This window comes from Scandinavium lactucae, from assembly GCF_033843265.1.
In the GTDB taxonomy this organism is placed as follows: domain Bacteria; phylum Pseudomonadota; class Gammaproteobacteria; order Enterobacterales; family Enterobacteriaceae; genus Scandinavium; species Scandinavium lactucae.
This window is the reverse complement of sequence record NZ_JAWXRD010000011.1, coordinates 1-16,765: the sequence shown is the minus strand read 5'-3', so window position 1 is coordinate 16,765 and position 16,765 is coordinate 1. Positions and strand designations below refer to the sequence as shown.

The 16,765-nt window shown below is 45.5% G+C and carries 13 protein-coding genes and 1 pseudogene; all 14 read left to right on the top strand.

What is annotated here, in order from left to right; translation table 11 throughout:
* A pseudogene (locus SIK69_RS07870) lies at nt 1–227 on the top strand (phosphomannomutase CpsG); the annotation flags it as partial.
* A gap of 50 nt (nt 228–277) precedes the next feature.
* A complete protein-coding gene (wcaJ, locus tag SIK69_RS07865) occupies nt 278–1,672 on the top strand; it encodes an undecaprenyl-phosphate glucose phosphotransferase (protein WP_319629309.1) in 1,395 nt (464 codons plus the stop codon).
* Nucleotides 1,673–1,681: 9 nt separating this feature from the next.
* Nucleotides 1,682–3,160 carry a colanic acid undecaprenyl disphosphate flippase WzxC gene (gene wzxC / locus SIK69_RS07860; RefSeq protein ID WP_319629310.1) on the top strand — a complete coding sequence of 493 codons (1,479 nt, stop codon included), beginning with the start codon at nt 1,682–1,684 and terminating at the stop codon, nt 3,158–3,160.
* Between the two features lie 48 nt (nt 3,161–3,208).
* Nucleotides 3,209–4,489, top strand: a complete 1,281-nt coding sequence (gene wcaK / locus SIK69_RS07855) for a colanic acid biosynthesis pyruvyl transferase WcaK (protein ID WP_319785815.1) — start codon at nt 3,209–3,211, stop codon at nt 4,487–4,489.
* Nucleotides 4,486–5,706, top strand: a complete 1,221-nt coding sequence (wcaL, locus tag SIK69_RS07850) for a colanic acid biosynthesis glycosyltransferase WcaL (protein ID WP_319785814.1) — start codon at nt 4,486–4,488, stop codon at nt 5,704–5,706. Before wcaK ends, wcaL begins: the two co-directional genes overlap by 4 nt.
* An 11-nt stretch (nt 5,707–5,717) precedes the next feature.
* A complete protein-coding gene (gene wcaM, locus SIK69_RS07845; protein ID WP_319785813.1) occupies nt 5,718–7,121 on the top strand; it encodes a colanic acid biosynthesis protein WcaM in 1,404 nt (467 codons plus the stop codon).
* A 146-nt stretch (nt 7,122–7,267) separates the two neighbouring features.
* Complete coding sequence (gene galF, locus SIK69_RS07840) at nt 7,268–8,161, top strand: UTP--glucose-1-phosphate uridylyltransferase GalF (RefSeq protein ID WP_319629314.1); 894 nt, start codon at nt 7,268–7,270, stop codon at nt 8,159–8,161.
* 206 nt (nt 8,162–8,367) lie between these two features.
* Complete coding sequence (locus SIK69_RS07835) at nt 8,368–9,732, top strand: flippase (protein WP_319785812.1); 1,365 nt, start codon at nt 8,368–8,370, stop codon at nt 9,730–9,732.
* 11 nt (nt 9,733–9,743) lie between these two features.
* On the top strand, nt 9,744–10,847 hold the full coding sequence (gene glf / locus SIK69_RS07830) for a UDP-galactopyranose mutase (RefSeq protein ID WP_319785811.1): 1,104 nt from the start codon (nt 9,744–9,746) through the stop codon (nt 10,845–10,847).
* The gene (locus tag SIK69_RS07825) at nt 10,840–11,841 is read left to right on the top strand and encodes a glycosyltransferase (protein ID WP_319785810.1); all 1,002 of its coding nucleotides are present in this window, start codon (nt 10,840–10,842) and stop codon (nt 11,839–11,841) included. Before glf ends, SIK69_RS07825 begins: the two co-directional genes overlap by 8 nt.
* Before the next feature lie 34 nt (nt 11,842–11,875).
* Nucleotides 11,876–13,033, top strand: a complete 1,158-nt coding sequence (locus tag SIK69_RS07820; protein WP_319785809.1) for an O-antigen polymerase — start codon at nt 11,876–11,878, stop codon at nt 13,031–13,033.
* Between the two features lie 15 nt (nt 13,034–13,048).
* On the top strand, nt 13,049–14,149 hold the full coding sequence (locus tag SIK69_RS07815) for a glycosyltransferase family 4 protein (protein WP_319785808.1): 1,101 nt from the start codon (nt 13,049–13,051) through the stop codon (nt 14,147–14,149).
* Nucleotides 14,150–14,211: 62 nt separating this feature from the next.
* Complete coding sequence (locus SIK69_RS07810) at nt 14,212–15,270, top strand: glycosyltransferase family 4 protein (RefSeq protein ID WP_319785807.1); 1,059 nt, start codon at nt 14,212–14,214, stop codon at nt 15,268–15,270.
* Nucleotide 15,271: 1 nt separating this feature from the next.
* The gene (locus SIK69_RS07805; RefSeq protein WP_319785806.1) at nt 15,272–16,684 is read left to right on the top strand and encodes a mannose-1-phosphate guanylyltransferase/mannose-6-phosphate isomerase; all 1,413 of its coding nucleotides are present in this window, start codon (nt 15,272–15,274) and stop codon (nt 16,682–16,684) included.
* Nucleotides 16,685–16,765 lie beyond the last annotated feature (81 nt).

Genomic DNA, 16,765 nt, shown 5'->3' with positions numbered 1-16,765 from the left:
AACTGGCCGATCCGGTAACGGCGATTGCCCGCGTTGAGCAGCATTTTGCGCCGCACGCGCTGGACGTTGACCGCACCGATGGCATCAGTCTGGCGTTCGACGAATGGCGCTTCAATCTGCGTTCCTCGAACACCGAGCCGGTGGTGCGTCTGAACGTGGAATCACGCGGGGACACGGCGCTGATGGAAGCGAAAACGAAAGACATTCTGGCGCTGCTGAATCAGTAAATACATACCCTCTCCCGGACGGGGGAGGGTCATTTTTAACAGGAACAACGATGACGACTCTAAGAAAGCGCGAACGAGCCAAAACGAATGCATCGTTAATCTCAATGGTGCAGCGATTCTCCGACATTACCATTATGTTCGGCGGGCTGTGGGTGGTCTGCAAAGGCGCTGCACTGCCGTTTTCCTACATGCATTTGCTGATGGCGCTGATTACTCTGGTGGTGTTTCAGATGATCGGCGGAATGACCGATTTCTATCGCTCATGGCGCGGCGTGCGTATCACCACCGAACTGTTATTACTGCTACAAAACTGGACCCTGGCCCTGATTTTCAGCGCCGGGCTGCTGGCCTTTAACGACGATTTCAGCAATAGCTTTGCCGTGTGGCTCGCCTGGTATCTGCTGAGCGCCTGCGGCATGGTGGCCTGTCGCGCCTTTATTCGTTATGGCGTGGGTTGGCTGCGTAACCGCGGCTACAACATCCGCCAGGTGGCGGTAGCAGGCGATATGCCTGCCGGGCAGATTTTGCTCGACAGCTTCCGCAATCAGCCGTGGCTCGGCTTTGAAGTGGTGGGCAGCTATCACGATCCTAAACCGGGCGGAGTCAATGCCGACTGGGCGGGTAATTATCAACAGCTGATCGAAGATGCCCGCGCCGGGAAAATCCATAACGTCTATATCGCGCTGTCGATGCAGGATGAAGCCTGCATCAAAGACCTGGTGCGCGAACTGGCCGATACCACTTGTTCGGTGATCCTTATCCCGGACGTTTTCACCTTCAATATTCTGCATTCGCGCATCGACGAAGTGAACGGCGTGCCGGTGGTGCCCCTGTATGACACCCCGCTGTCTGGCCTGAATCGCGTGCTGAAACGGGTGGAAGACATCGTGCTGGCAAGCCTGATCCTGCTGCTGATCTCCCCGGTGCTGGCGTGTATTGCCCTGGCGGTCAAAATCACCTCGCCAGGGCCAATTATCTTCCGCCAGACCCGTTACGGTATGGACGGCAAGCCTATCAAAGTCTGGAAATTCCGCTCGATGCGGGTAATGGAAAACGACGCCGTCGTTACCCAGGCCACCCAGAACGATCCCCGCGTGACCCGCGTCGGCAACTTCCTGCGCCGTACTTCGCTGGATGAACTGCCGCAGTTTATCAATGTGTTGACCGGGGGGATGTCGATTGTTGGCCCGCGCCCGCACGCGGTGGCACACAACGAACAGTATCGTCAGCTGATCGAAGGCTACATGCTGCGCCATAAGGTGAAACCGGGCATAACGGGCTGGGCGCAAATTAACGGCTGGCGCGGTGAAACTGACACCCTGGAAAAGATGGAAAAGCGTATCGAGTTTGACCTCGAGTACATCCGTGAATGGAGCCTGTGGTTCGACATTCGCATTGTTTTCCTGACGATTTTCAAAGGCTTTGTCAACAAAGCAGCGTATTGAGGTAGTGACATGAGCCTGAGAGAAAAAACCATCAGCGGGGCGAAGTGGTCCGCCATGGCCACGGTGGTCATCATCGGCCTGGGGCTGGTGCAGATGACCGTGCTGGCGAGGATTATCGACAATCACCAGTTCGGTCTGCTTACCGTGTCGCTGGTGATCATCGCCTTGGCGGACACGCTGTCGGATTTTGGCATTGCCAACTCCATTATCCAGCGTAAAGAAATCAGCCATCTGGAGCTGACCACGCTCTACTGGCTGAACGTCGGCTTAGGAATTGTCGTGTTCGCGCTGGTGTTTTCCCTGAGTGGGTTCATTGCTGACGTTCTGCACAACCCGGATCTGGCCCCACTGATGCGTACGTTGTCGTTCGCGTTTGTGGTTATCCCGCACGGGCAGCAGTTCCGCGCCCTGATGCAAAAAGAGCTGGAATTCAACAAGATTGGCATGATTGAAACCTCCGCCGTGCTGGCGGGGTTTACGTTCACGGTGGTCAGTGCGCATTTCTGGCCGCTGGCAATGACCGCCATTCTCGGTTATCTGGTGAACAGTGCGGTGCGGACCCTGCTGTTTGGCTGGTTTGGTCGCCGGATTTATCGTCCGGGGCTGCATTTCTCGCTGGCGTCGGTGTCCTCCAATCTGCGCTTCGGCGCATGGCTGACTGCCGACAGCATCATCAACTATGTGAACACCAACCTCTCAACGCTGGTGCTGGCGCGTATTCTCGGGGCCAGCGTCGCCGGGGGGTACAACCTGGCGTACAACGTGGCCGTTGTGCCACCGATGAAGCTTAACCCGATTATCACCCGCGTGCTATTCCCGGCGTTCGCCAAAATTCAGGACGATACCGCCAAACTGCGCGTGAACTTTTACAAGCTGCTGTCGGTAGTGGGCATTATCAATTTCCCGGTGCTGCTTGGCCTGATGGTGGTCAGCAACAATGTGGTGCCACTGGTGTTTGGTGAGAAGTGGGTCAGCATTGTGCCTGTTCTGCAACTGCTGTGCGTGGTGGGGTTACTGCGTTCGATCGGCAACCCGATTGGTTCGCTGCTGATGGCCAAAGCGCGCGTCGACATCAGCTTTAAATTCAACGTGTTCAAAACCTTCCTGTTTATTCCGGCGATTATCATTGGCGGCCATCTGGCCGGGGCGCTTGGCGTGACGCTAGGCTTCCTGCTGGTGCAGGTGGTGAATACCGTGCTGAGCTATTTCGTGATGATCAAACCGGTACTGGGATCGAGCTATCGCCAGTACATCCTCAGCCTGTGGCTGCCGTTTTATCTGTCGCTGCCGACGCTGGTGGTGAGCTACGGACTGGGTGTGACGCTGAACGGCGCACTGTCGCTGCCGCTGCTGCTGGTGATTCAGATTACCGCCGGGGCGCTGGCGTTCGCGCTGATGATTGTGTTGTCGCGCCATCCGCTGGTGGTGGAGATGAAACGCCAGCTGTGCCGTAGTGAAAAAATGAAAATGCTTTTGCGTGCGGGCTGAGTGATTCAGCCGCCCCGATGAATTAAGAACCCCTATAAGAGGTCACACATGAAATTACTGATCCTTGGCAACCACACCTGCGGCAACCGCGGTGACAGCGCCATTTTGCGCGGCCTGCTTGATGCCATTGCCACCCTGAATGCGGACGCGGAAGTGGACGTGATGAGCCGCTATCCGGTGAGCTCTTCCTGGCTGCTGAATCGTCCGGTAATGGGCGATCCGCTGTATACCCAGATGAAACAGCACAACAGCGCGGCGGGCGTGGTGGGGCGCGTGAAAAAAGTCCTGCGTCGTCGCTATCAGCATCAGGTGCTGCTCTCCCGCGTCACCGACAGCGGCAAGCTGCGCAATATCGCCATCGCGCAGGGGTTTACCGATTTCGTCCGGCTGCTCAGCAACTATGACGCGATTATTCAGGTAGGCGGCTCGTTCTTTGTGGACCTGTACGGTGCGCCGCAGTTTGAACATGCGCTCTGTACTTTCATGGCCAAAAAACCACTGTACATGATTGGTCACAGCGTCGGCCCGTTCCAGGAGCCGCAGTTTAATCAGCTCGCGAACTACGTTTTCGGCCAGTGCGAGGCGCTGATCCTGCGTGAATCCGTCAGCCTGAACCTGATGCAGCGCAGCGATATCACTACTGCCAAAGTTGAGCAGGGGGTCGATACCGCCTGGCTGGTTGATCATCACGAACAAGATTTCACCGCCAGCTATGCGGTGGAGCACTGGTTGAACAAAATCGGCCAGCAAAAAACCGTGGCTGTGACTCTGCGTGAACTCGCGCCGTTTGATAAACGTCTCGGCACCACCCAGCAGGCGTACGAAGAAGCCTTCGCCGGGGTGGTGAATCGCATTATCGATTCTGGCTATCAGGTGATTGCCCTCTCAACCTGCACCGGGATCGACAGCTACAACAAAGACGACCGCATGGTGGCCCTGAACCTGCAAAAGCACATCAGCGACCCCTCCCGCTACCACGTGGTGATGGACGAACTGAATGATCTCGAAATGGGCAAAATTCTCGGTGCCTGTGATTTAACCGTTGGCACCCGTCTGCATTCGGCGATTATCTCAATGAACTTCGATACCCCGGCGATTGCTATCAACTACGAACACAAGTCCGCCGGGATCATGCAGCAGCTCGGGATGCCGGAAATGGCAATTGACATCCGTCATCTGCTCGACGGCAGTCTTGGGGCGATGGTGGCCTACACGCTCGGCCAGTTGCCCGCGATTAATGAACGCCTGCGCGTGGCGGTGAAGGCCGAACGCCAGACCGGTATGCAGATGGTCAAATCCGTGCTGGACCGCATCGGGGAGGGGAAATGAAGGTTGGTTTCTTCCTGTTAAAATTCCCGTTGTCGTCAGAGACCTTTGTTTTAAATCAGATTGTGGCGTTCATTGAGATGGGCTATGAGGTGGAGATTGTCGCGCTACTGAAGGGCGATATGACCAACACCCATGAGGCGTATACCCGCTACGGTCTGGCGCAGAAAACCCGCTGGTTGCAGGATGAACCCGCGGGCAAACTCACCAAACTGCGCCACCGCGCGGTCAATACCCTGAAAGGGTTGCATCGGGGGGCGACCTGGCGGGCAATGAACGCCCGCCGTTACGGACATGAAGCGCGCAATTTAATCCTCTCATCTATTGCGGCGCAAAACACCACGCCGATTTGTGCCGATGTGTTTATCGCCCACTTTGGTCCGGCGGGGGTGACCGCCGCCAAGCTGCGCGAGCTGGGCGTTCTGCGCGGTAAAATTGCCACCGTCTTCCACGGGATCGACATCTCCAGCCGGGATGTGCTCAGCCATTATACCCCGGAGTATCAGCAGCTGTTTCGTCGCGGCGATTTAATGCTGCCAATAAGCGACCTGTGGGCAGGGCGTTTGAAGACGATGGGCTGCCCGGCAGACAAAATCGTGGTGTCGCGCATGGGCGTGAATATGGAGCGTTTCGCGCTGCGCCCGGTAAAAGCCCCGGATGAGACGCTACAAATTATCTCCGTCGCGCGCTTAACCGAGAAAAAAGGGCTGCACGTGGCGATAGAAGCCTGCCGTCAGCTGAAAGAACGCGGGGTGCGTTTTCACTATCGCATTCTGGGCATTGGCCCCTGGGAGCGCCGCCTGCGCACGCTTATCGAGCAGTATCAGCTTGAGGACGTGATAGAGATGCCCGGGTTTGCACCCAGCCATAAAGTCAAAGCGATGCTCGATGAGGCCGACGTGTTCCTGCTGCCGTCCATCACCGGGGCCGATGGCGACATGGAAGGCATTCCCGTCGCGCTGATGGAAGCGATGGCGGTGGGCATTCCGGTGGTGTCCACGGTACACAGCGGTATTCCGGAGCTGATCGATGCCGGTGAGTCCGGATGGCTGGTACCTGAGAACGACGCGGCATCGCTTGCCGACCGGCTCAACGCCCTGGGGGCGTTTGACCAGCAGGCACTGCAACCGGTCGTGACCAAAGCGCGAGCCAAAGTCGAAGCTGAGTTCAACCAGCAGGTGATTAACCGCGAGTTAGCCAGCCTGCTGCAAACGCTGTAAAAAGAGGACGCATGACCGATAAAAAAATCACGCTATCACGACGCGCCTTCCTTGGGGCCAGCTCTGCGCTGGCCGCCCTGCCGCTCATTAACAGCCCCGCTGCGCGTGCGTTGGGGCGTAAAGACCCGGTAGATATCCGCCAGTACAATCCCGGTAACGACTGGATCCGTGCCTTCAACGATGCGTTTAAAGACGCCGACGTGGTTGAAGTGCCATCGGGCGTGGTCTGTGAAAATATCAACACCGGGATCATTATTCCGCCGGGCAAAACTCTGCAGATTGCCGGTGCCCTGAAGGGCAACGGGCGCGGGCGCTTTGCGTTGCAGGATGGCTGTAAAATCATCGGCAAAAACGGCAGTTTGAACAATATCTGCCTCGATGTGCGCGGCTCAGACTGTGTGATCCAGGGCGTGACGCTAAGTGGCTACGGCCCGGTGGCGCAGATATATATCGGCGGAAAAAATAAGCGCAATATGCGTAATCTGCTGATCGACAACATCACCGTCACCAGGGCCAACTACGGCATTCTGCGTCAGGGCTTTCATAACCAGTTTGACGGGGTGAAGATTACTCACAGTCGTTTCACCCATTTGCAGGGGGATGCCATCGAGTGGAACGTGGCGATCAACGATAAAAATATCCTGATCTCTGACCACGTTATCGACAACATCAACTGCACCAACGGCAAAATCAACTGGGGGATCGGCATTGGCCTGGCGGGCAGCACCTACGACAATGGCTATCCGGAAGAGCAGGCGGTCAAGAACTTTGTAGTGGCTAACATCACCGGCAGCAACTGTCGACAGCTGGTTCACGTCGAGAACGGCAAACACTTTATTATTCGTAATATCAAAGCGCGTAATATCACCCCGGAGTTCAGTAAAAAAGCGGGAATTGATAATGCCACCGTAGCCATTTACGGCTGTGATAATTTCATTATTGATAATATCGATATGGTCAATAGCGCTGGGATGTTGATTGGCTATGGCGTTATCAAGGGCAATTATCTTTCAATCCCGCAAAACTTTAAACTTAACGACGTGACGATGGATAACACCACGTTGCCTTACAAGCTGCGTGGGATCCAGATCTCGTCCGGTAACGCGCAGTCGTTCGTGGCGATAACCAACCTCAACCTGAAACGCGCCTCGCTTGAGATGCACAACAAGCCGCAGCATCTGTTTATGCGCAACATCAGCGTGATGCAGGATGCCGACCGCGGCCCGGCACTGTCGATGAACTTCGACCTGCGTAAAGACGTGCGCGGGAAGTTCATGGCAAAAGAGGACACGCTGCTCTCACTGGCCAACATCAAGGCGGTGAATGAGAAGGGTGTACGTTCGGTCGACATCGACCGGGTTGATCAGCAGGTCGTCAACGCCAGCGGGTTAAATTTCAGACTGCCGGGTAAATAAAATACGACGATTCCTGGTATATTGTCGCAACTATCGGATTAACCCCGAAGTTTTATCAAAACTTGCCAGGTATCATCAAAAAAACATGCTGGATAAAACGTTCTGACTGGCTATAATTCTCCAACCATTCACAGGTGGACATGAAAATGATTAATTTGAAAGCAGTTATTCCGGTAGCTGGCCTCGGGATGCACATGCTTCCTGCCACCAAGGCTATTCCTAAAGAAATGCTGCCGATCGTTGACAAACCGATGATCCAATACATCGTCGACGAAATTGTTGCTGCAGGGATCAAAGAAATCGTCCTGGTCACCCACGCATCGAAAAATGCAGTGGAAAACCACTTCGACACCTCGTATGAACTTGAGTCACTGCTTGAGCAGCGCGTGAAGCGTCAGCTGCTGGCGGAAGTGCAGGCCATTTGCCCACCGGGCGTGACCATTATGAACGTGCGCCAGGCACAACCGCTGGGTCTGGGCCACTCAATTCTTTGCGCCCGTCCGATTGTTGGCGATAACCCGTTTGTGGTTGTCCTGCCAGACATCGTGCTGGACAACGCCACCGCTGACCCAATGCGCTACAACCTCGCCGCGATGGTTGCCCGTTTCAACGAAACCGGCCGCAGCCAGGTGCTGGCGAAGCATATGGAAGGCGACCTGCGCGAATACTCGGTCATCAAGACTAAAGAGCCGCTGGAAGTTGAAGGTAAAATCAGCCGTATCGTTGATTTCATCGAAAAACCGGACCAGCCGCAGACTCTCGATTCTGACCTGATGGCCGTGGGTCGCTATGTTCTGTCTGCCGATATTTGGGCTGAACTGGAAAAAACCGAACCCGGTGCCTGGGGTCGTGTTCAGCTCACCGATGCTATCGCACAGCTGGCGGAAAAACAGTCCGTCGATGCGGTGCTGATGACCGGCGACAGCTTCGACTGCGGCAAGAAAATGGGCTACATGCAGGCTTTCGTTAAGTATGGGCTGCGCAACCTGAAAGAGGGTGCGAAGTTCAGAGAGAGCATTAAGAAGCTGCTGGTGGATTAAACCATCCGTTAGTTTGAATGTTCGTGTAAACGGCAGGGGAGGTTATGATGCGATTAACGCGCACTCATAGCATCACTGCCGTTTTTTCGTTTAAAATCAATGACTAATTTTGGTAGTGCATAGCGTTTTTTTGTCTTGTTTCTGGGGTATTTCCCCTTGTTTTGAGCCGTAATTCAGACCACAATAATGGATTAGATTGATCGGCTTTGTGGTTAAATTTTAACCACAAAACGAACTTAGATACTGACATTTCGTGCAGTGCACTGGTAGCTGTTGAGCCAGGGGCGGTAGCGTATTTAAATTTTCCTGGCGTGTGGCAAATAGTGAAAATAAACTCAACTCTTAATAAAAACATATTCTATTTAGCCTTGGTTCAGGGCAGTTCATATATATTACCGTTAATAACATTCCCTTATCTTGTTCGTGTTCTTGGTCCAGAGTATTTTGGGTTACTAGGTTTTTGTCAAGCATCAATGCAATATCTGGTTCTTTTAACTGATTATGGTTTCAACTGGACTGCAACACAACAGGTTGCTAAAAATAAAGATGATAAAAATGAACTTACTCAAATCTTCTGGAGTGTTATATTTTCAAAGCTTATGCTGGCTGTCGCAGCATTTACTGTCTTAGCCATAGTATGCGCCACTGTGACTCAATATAAAAATGTTTGGTACATTCTTCTGGCTTTTAGTCCTCTTGTGATTGGCAATATTCTCTATCCAGTATGGTTTTTCCAGGGTATGGAAAAAATGAAATGGATTACCTTATGTACAATTTCGGCAAGATGCCTAGTGATACCGCTAACGTTTATATTCGTTCATAGTCCACGTGATGTTTGGCTTGCAGCCTTAATTCAAGGGTCCGTTAACATGATTGCTGGTCTCCTCGGATTTTATTTAATAAGACGAAGACGGTGGTTAACGGGGTTCAGTTTTGACTTTGGACGAATCAAGCAGAGTCTCCGCGATGGATGGCATGTATTTGTCTCGACATCGGCTATTAGTCTCTATACGACAAGTACTACCGTTATTTTGGGTTTCGTTTCGGGGCCTACTGCCGTTGGGTACTTTAATGCCGCAAACACTATCCGAAGTGCGGCCCAAGGTTTATTAAGCCCCATAACACAGGCGCTTTATCCAAGAATAAATACTTTATTTGATAGTGATTACGCACACGCGATGAGTCTGATTAAAAAATCTGTACGAATTGTCGGCGGCTTGGCACTATTGGGCTCGATTGCGATATTCATATTGGCCCCATGGATCATAAAATTCGGTGTGGGGGAAAATTACAACGAAGCAATTACAGTTCTTCGTTGTATGGCATTTCTGCCATTTGTTGTGGTGATGAGCAATATATTTGGTGTTCAAACAATGTTGACCCATAACTATAAAAAACAGTTTAGTAGAATTTTAATTGTTAGTGGTGTGTTAAATATGCTAATAATTTTCCCGCTAGTTATTCGCTATGCAGAAGTCGGTGCTGCTGTTTCTCTTCTTATAACTGAATCAGTTGTAACGTTATTAATGTATCTGTTCTTACGTTCTAAACAAATTTATCTTATTAAATGATTGGTGGATTAATGTTCGACTATCTTATCGTTGGTGCTGGCTTATATGGCTCTGTATGTGCTCATGAGTTGAATAAAAAAGGTAAAAAAGTACTTGTCATAGAAAAGAGATCACATATCGCAGGAAATGCTTTCACCGAAAATAATGATGGAATACAAGTTCATAAATATGGTGCTCATATATTTCATACGAATGATAAAAAAATATGGGATTATGTAAATTCATTTGTAGAGTTTAATCGTTTCACAAACTCACCTCTTGCGAATTATGAAGGTGAACTGTACAACTTGCCATTTAATATGAATACATTTTACAAACTTTGGGGAGTAAAAACACCAAAAGAAGCTTTAGATGTTATCAATGAACAAAGAAAAGAACTCGGTGATAAAGAACCTGCGAATCTTGAAGAAAAAGCAATCTCTTTGGTTGGTCGTGATATCTATGAAAAATTGATCAAGGGTTATACGGAAAAACAATGGGGAAGAAAAGCTTCAGATCTCCCAGCTTTTATAATTAATCGCTTACCTGTAAGAATGACATACGATAATAATTATTTCTCAGATCGCTATCAAGGAATACCTATCGGTGGGTATACCAAAATGGTCGATAAAATGCTAGAAGGTATTGAAGTAAGACTTGGTATTGATTTTCTAAAAAATAAATTAGAATTGTCAAAGTTGGCAGATAAGATAATTTATACCGGTCCTATTGATGAGTATTTTGATTATTGCTATGGACTTTTGGAGTATCGGTCACTTAGATTTGAAAGCGAAAGATTAAATATTGAGAATTATCAGGGTAACGCTGTTATTAACTATACAGAAGCTAATATTCCATTTACACGTATAATAGAGCACAAACATTTTGATCCAATTGATACAAAACATACAATAATTACCAAAGAATATCCGTCTGAATGGCAGAAGGGTGATGAGCCGTATTATCCTGTAAATAATGTCAAAAATATGAATTTATTTAACAAGTATAGAAAATTAGCATCCGAAGAGAAAAAAGTTATTTTCGGTGGACGACTTGCAGAATATAAATATTACGACATGCATCAAGTAATTTCATCGGCATTATACTTTTTAAATGGTGAAAATGATCATGAGTAAAAAATATATTTATATTCACGACCTGACTGAATCTGAAAATCATGCAGGATATAAAGCGCGCCATGATATTTTTAATATACTCAAAAAGCGAAAAGAAATTGAAGTAGTTAAAGTTCCGTTAAGCATTGGAGGGATATTCGAAAGGATTTCCAGTGTGATCGCATTTATGAAATTCCTTAATAATTGTAGGCAGGGTGAACATTTAGTATTCAACTACCCATTAGCAAAGCCTTATGGGAAGCTACTGGAAATTATGACGTTTTTCAGATCATTTAATTTTTCATTGATTGTTCATGATCTAAATTCTTTACGAAAGAAACAAGCTAAAGAAGATACTCTCATTTATAAAGCAACAAATATAATCAGTCATAACAAAACAATGACTAGTTACATGAAGGATATTGGCGTTGAAAACATCAATATTATTGAATTAAATTTGTTTGATTATCTCCATCAATGTGATTCTCAAACGAGGAATATAGAAGCTTGTGTAGATATAACATTGCTCATTGCCGGTAATCTTTCAAAAGAAAAAGCAGGGTATTTATATTCCTGGGAACCTACTTTTCCTGTAGATATATATGGTATAAACTATAATGGGACATCAGAAAAATTAAATTATCATGGGGTCTTTGATGCAGATAATCCCGGAAAATTAATGTCAATGAATAAGTCCTATTATGGATTAGTGTGGGATGGTGATTCTCAATTGACTTGTAGTGGGATGTTTGGTGAGTATTTAAAATATAACAACCCACATAAAGCATCTCTCTATTTATCCCTCTCTATACCTGTAGTTGTATGGAGTGGTTCTGCACTAGCTGAATTTGTTAGACGTGAGAAATGTGGCGTCGTGATAGATAATTTAAATGAACTTGAACACATCATAAGAAACAAAAACCAGTGGGAACATTGCCGCGTAGAAGCTGAGAGACTAAGCCTGAAAATTAGTAATGGTGATTTTCTAGGTGAGGCACTCAAGAAATTTGAATAATAACTGCTAAGTCTTTAGCTTTTTCGGTGAAATAATGTATCTAATATTATTACTATTGCCACTTTCTTTTTTAGCATACAAAGTTTCAAGGGACACATTCAATCCTGTATTTTTAATGTCCTCCTCCTATATATTTGTCTCTGCAATAATTTTGTGGACAAGCGACATATTGACTTATGATTTTAAAGTAGAAACACAATTGTTTATATTTGGCAATATTTTTGTTTTCTCATTATTTTCATTTTGTGGTTCAGGATTGATAAAGGGAAAGGATATTAATTTTGGAGAAAGTATAAAAATTCATTCGAATACACTATTTGTATTGTTATGTTTTTTTTCACTATCTTACATCATAGTAAGAATTGCTGGGTATAACGTCTCTCTTCAGGAAATAAAAAACTCCTTACATGAAATTAGAACCGAGGAAGTTGCGGATGGACATTCTGCGGTCCAATATTTCTTCACTCTAATTTATATTGTGTGGGGATATTATTTGATAGCAAGGAAAATCAAATCATCAAGTAAAATATTGCTTATTGTACTTATGATGTTATTGCTTGTGGTGGCAGTGGTTAGTACATCAAAACAAGCGACATTTATGTTGTTCATTTCAACCTTTTTTATAACCACTAGACGAAAGTTTAAATCGATAGTTATGTTTGCTTTTCTAGGGCTTGCATTGTTTTCTTTCTTTAGCTTTATTATCAGAACAAATACCAATAGTAGCTTTTGGGAAGCATTAAAAACATATTTGGCAATTTATGTCTCAAGTCCAACAATTGCGATGCAGGAATTTTACTTACTCAGTAGCAAGATAGCTGATAGTAATCTTATTCGTATTTTTATGAAGATAGCAGGATTCGCGGTACCTGAAACGTTACATCGTGAGTTTGTATATGTAGGTGTTCCAACGAATGTTTATACAGCATTTTCTGACTATGTATTCTATGGATGGACCGTTTCATATATCATGATGGCATTACATGGATTCATTTGTGGGCTACTATGGAAGCTTTCAAAGATGTTCATTTGGGCTAAAGTTTTCTATTCGCTTTTTGCGTATACGATCATATTCACCTTCTTCCATGAAAGTCTGGTAACTTCTTTGAGTTTATGGTTACAACTTCTACTACTATCAGTATTATTCAGTTGTTGTTATAAAGTCCAAAAAAATTACGTAATTAGGGATTAAAGCGAAAATAAAATTATGTTGAAAATAGTTATATCTGCAAATACAAGTTGGTATATATATAATTTCAGGAAAAATACAATAGTAAAATTACTCGAGGAAGGTCACTCAGTATTTATTGTCAGTCCTGCAGATGCATATACTGAGAAACTAAAAGAGTTAGGCTGTGGATTCTTCAATGTCAATATATCTCAAAGAGGGATGAATCCGTTTACTGAAGCTAAAACTCTTATCGAGTATCATGTAATATATAGGAAAATACGACCTTCTCACATTTTAAATTTTACTCCTAAAAGTAATATTTATAGTACGTTTGCTGCATATTTATCAAGTGCCACAATTATCAATAATATTGCAGGTCTTGGTACAGCTTTTATAGAGCGTTCGAAAACAAAATCCATTATAAAAATTCTTTATAAAATTTCGCAACGACGCGCAAAGATTGTTTTTTTCCAAAATAATGACGATCTTACTCAATTTGTTAATGATGGAATCGTGCATAAAGAACAAACGCGACTCATACCTGGTTCTGGAGTTGATCTTAGTAGATTTCAGCTAAATAATCGTAAAACTGATGGCATCACTAAATATATTCTTATTGCAAGGCTGATCAAAGAAAAAGGAATAGCAGAGTTTGCTCAAGCCGCAAAAATATTGAAAGATAAATACGGAGATAAAGTCCATTTCAGTTTGGCTGGATTTGTTGATCAAGATAATCCTTCCGCTGTACCCTTGGAGCTTATAAATAAATGGCATGACGATGGAGTAATGCGATTTTTAGGCAAGACCGATAAGGTAGAAGATCTTCTACAAAACAATGATTGTGTTGTTCTTCCTTCTTATTATCGGGAAGGTGTGCCCAAAAGCCTTCTGGAAGCTGCTGCAATGGGTAAAATAATCGTCACGACTGACAACGTCGGCTGTCGTGAGGCTGTTATTGATAATGAAACAGGCTATTTATGTGAACCTCGGTCTGTTCTTTCTTTAACCTGCGCTCTTGAGAAAGTCATTTTAATGGATCATAAAGCGCGAGAGGAAATGGGGCGTGCGGGTCGTGACTATATTTCAAGACGTTTTGATGAACAAATTGTTATTAATGAATATCTTTCATGTCTATGATATTCATTAATCGGTTTACGTTATAAACGCTGGCCTTGCTTTTTTGAATGTGAGTTAAATGGATGACTAAAATTAATCTCGTTTCTTTATATTATGAAGCGAATAGAATAACTGGTGCCAACAAAAGGTTTGATTTTTTTGCGAGAAGCCTGCTAAAAAGAAATGATGTTAAAGTCATTGCCGTTGTGAAGCAAGGCGAAGAGCCTGCTTGGGCTGATGATGTAATAACGGTACCCAGGTATGATAGGCTTCCCGCACCTGTTCGGCGAATTTTACATTTTGTACATTTGAGCTTTTTGTGTTTTAAATTGGATGGCATCATTATTAATGATTTTATGCCAGTGCCGTTATTTTCAGCTCGAAAGAAAAACTACTATCAATTGGTACATGATATAAGGAATTTCACTGAGTACAATCGCGCCTTGCTCAAAAATATATCTAGCTATATTCAAAAAATGCAATGGAAAAAAGTTAGTAACATTTTAACCGTCAGTGAATTCACAAAAACACAACTTGTGGATTACTGCGGTGTGAATCCAGAAAATGTTTTCGTTTCATATAATGGTATTGAAGAAACGATCAGAGTGCCTTTGCAACGAGATATTGATTTTTTATATATCGCGACTTTTGAAAAACGGAAAAATCATAAGAATCTAGTCTTGGCATTTTCTGAATATGTAAAAAATGTTGATCCTAACTCTAAGCTTGTGCTCGTTGGCCGTGACTTAGGTTATCGCGGCGGTGTACATACACTTATTGACGATCTGTCTCTTGCTGATAATGTTAGTATTATAGATAATATATCAGAAAAAGAGTTGCTTAACCTTTATGAACGGTCATGTTGTTTTGTTAGCCCTTCCTTATATGAAGGGTTCGGGATGCCGATTATTGAAGCAATGTATTTTGGCTGCAATGTTGCCTGTAGCAATATCGCAGTTTTTCAAGAGATTGCAAAAGAACATGCTGATTATTTTGATCCAAAAGATGTTATGGACATTTTTAGAACCCTTCAGATTTCACGGGGAAAAAATAATGATGATGCAGGACAAGTTACCTATGTTTGTAACCATTTTTATTGGGATGCGATAACCGATTCCTTTTTGCAAACGATGAGGAATTAAAATGATTCAACCTGTTATTATTGCCGGTGGTGTGGGTTCTAGGTTGTGGCCTTTGTCTCGTGAGCAATATCCAAAGCAATTCCTATCACTATTAAATGAGCGCAGCTTGTTAGTCAATACGATTACTAGGCTTGATGATATAAATCATAGGCCACCCGTTATTGTATGTAATAATGAGCATCGCTTTTTAGTTGCGGAACAACTACGTGAATCCAAAATTGATGTTGGTGGTATTATTCTCGAACCCGTTGGCAGAAATACTGCTCCTGCAGTAGCATTGTCTGCACTGTACTCGGCGGCGCAAGATGAAGAGGATGATCCTATTCTTTTAGTTTTGGCTGCGGATCATGCTATTCGAGATGTAGAGCATTTTTGTTTATCAATTAATCAAGCTATCAAGCTTGCCGAGCAAGGATATCTGGTAACATTTGGGATTGTGCCAACGCATCCGGAAACTGGTTATGGATATATCCAGGTAGGAGAAAGCCTTGGGACAGGTGGTCATAAAGTCGCCGGTTTTAAAGAGAAACCAGATTTTGCAACTGCTGAACAGTATTTGGCTAGCCAGAAGTATCTCTGGAATAGCGGCATGTTTATGTTTCGTGCATCTGTCTATCTTGAAGAGCTTAAACACCATCGTCCTGAAATATATAATTCATGTATAAATGCTTTTTCGTCAATTGAGCATGATCTTGATTTTGTGCGGGTCAACATAGAATCTTTTGTTGAGTGCCAATCTGAATCAATAGATTATGCTGTAATGGAAAAAACAGATAGGGCTGCGGTTGTCGCCTTAGACGCAGGTTGGAGTGATGTTGGTTCTTGGTCATCTCTTTGGGATATCAGTGATAAAGATAAACATGGAAATGTTTATCGCGGAGATGTAATCACTCATAATACTGAAAATAGCTATTTTTATTCTGAGTCTGCGCTAGTCACCTCAATTGGTTTAGATAATGTTATCGTTGTTCAAACTAAGGATGCTGTTTTGGTCGCAGACCGCCATGCTGTACAAGATGTTAAGCATATTGTTGAGAGTATCAAACACGCTGGTAGATTAGAGCACCACTCGCACCGAGAAGTATATCGCCCGTGGGGTAAATATGATTCTATCGATTGTGGTGAAAGATACCAAGTGAAGCATCTCACAGTTAAACCTGGAGAGGGGATCTCTGTGCAAATGCACCATCACCGGGCAGAACATTGGATTGTTGTCTCAGGAACCGCGAGAGTCACTATCAATGACAATATACAATTAGTCTCCGAGAATGAGTCTATATATATTCCCGTTGGCGCAAAACATAGCCTTGAAAACCCCGGTAAAATCCCACTGGATATTATTGAAGTTAGATCGGGCGCATATCTTGAAGATGATGATATTGTCCGCTTTGCGGATCGATATGGTCGAAGCTGAATAAGTCAAAGGTAAACATGAATACGTTAACCTGTTTTAAAGCCTACGATATTCGCGGCAAGCTGGGCGAAGAGCTGAACG

What these genes read in the sequence shown, in the direction of transcription:
- wcaJ (WP_319629309.1), top strand. Translation starts at nt 278, where the DNA reads ATGACGACTCTAAGAAAGCGCGAACGAGCCAAAACGAATGCATCGTTA.
- wzxC (WP_319629310.1), top strand. Translation starts at nt 1,682, where the DNA reads ATGAGCCTGAGAGAAAAAACCATCAGCGGGGCGAAGTGGTCCGCCATG.
- wcaK (WP_319785815.1), top strand. Translation starts at nt 3,209, where the DNA reads ATGAAATTACTGATCCTTGGCAACCACACCTGCGGCAACCGCGGTGAC.
- wcaL (WP_319785814.1), top strand. Translation starts at nt 4,486, where the DNA reads ATGAAGGTTGGTTTCTTCCTGTTAAAATTCCCGTTGTCGTCAGAGACC.
- wcaM (WP_319785813.1), top strand. Translation starts at nt 5,718, where the DNA reads ATGACCGATAAAAAAATCACGCTATCACGACGCGCCTTCCTTGGGGCC.
- galF (WP_319629314.1), top strand. Translation starts at nt 7,268, where the DNA reads ATGATTAATTTGAAAGCAGTTATTCCGGTAGCTGGCCTCGGGATGCAC.
- glf (WP_319785811.1), top strand. Translation starts at nt 9,744, where the DNA reads ATGTTCGACTATCTTATCGTTGGTGCTGGCTTATATGGCTCTGTATGT.
- SIK69_RS07825 (WP_319785810.1), top strand. Translation starts at nt 10,840, where the DNA reads ATGAGTAAAAAATATATTTATATTCACGACCTGACTGAATCTGAAAAT.
- SIK69_RS07820 (WP_319785809.1), top strand. Translation starts at nt 11,876, where the DNA reads ATGTATCTAATATTATTACTATTGCCACTTTCTTTTTTAGCATACAAA.
- SIK69_RS07815 (WP_319785808.1), top strand. Translation starts at nt 13,049, where the DNA reads ATGTTGAAAATAGTTATATCTGCAAATACAAGTTGGTATATATATAAT.
- SIK69_RS07810 (WP_319785807.1), top strand. Translation starts at nt 14,212, where the DNA reads ATGACTAAAATTAATCTCGTTTCTTTATATTATGAAGCGAATAGAATA.
- SIK69_RS07805 (WP_319785806.1), top strand. Translation starts at nt 15,272, where the DNA reads ATGATTCAACCTGTTATTATTGCCGGTGGTGTGGGTTCTAGGTTGTGG.